Annotated in this window: 1 protein-coding gene; it reads right to left on the bottom strand. The window is 45.4% G+C overall.

The window, feature by feature from the left end; translation table 11 throughout:
• Positions 1–470, bottom strand: a 470-nt coding sequence (locus DYP60_RS13920; protein WP_133299365.1) for an IS1 family transposase, incomplete at its 3' end; no start/stop codon positions are given.
• Positions 471–537 lie beyond the last annotated feature (67 nt).

Genomic DNA, 537 nt, shown 5'->3' on the forward strand with positions numbered 1-537 from the left:
GTGAAGGTTTCGTCTGCTTGCGTATGTTCCTCCAATACAGCATCGGATTTGCCATCCTTAAGGGCTGTGAGGATCTTATGCCTCCAGAAAAATGCTGTGGTGGGGTTGATTCCCAAAGCCTCGGCTATAGCCTTGATGGAAACACCCATGTTCATGAGTCGGATGTACTCCATCCAGACTTTCATGGGGTAATGGCTTCCCAACCATACAGGCCTTTCCTTTTCCCCAAAAGTCTTGCGACAATCGACACAAATGAACCTCTGGTAGCCTGATGTGGTCTTTCCATTTCGGCTCACATGGGAACTCCCACAATGTGGGCAACTTTCCTTCTCTTTTTGGGATTTCTTATCAGGCTCTGGTGTCTCCGACTGGGAAACCTTGCGTAAAACGAGCTGTTGCTCTTCTTCTGAAAGGTTCATCAACGCATTGTAGGCTTCAAGGGCTTCTTTGCTGAATTTTTGCTTCTTCATGCTTCAATCATACAACACTTGACAAGTGAATAGTAGTGTTTCAATACAAATTGTCAAATAGAGCCTT

The sequence above is a fragment of the Sphaerochaeta halotolerans genome, from assembly GCF_003429665.1.
GTDB classification, from domain to species: domain Bacteria; phylum Spirochaetota; class Spirochaetia; order Sphaerochaetales; family Sphaerochaetaceae; genus Sphaerochaeta; species Sphaerochaeta halotolerans.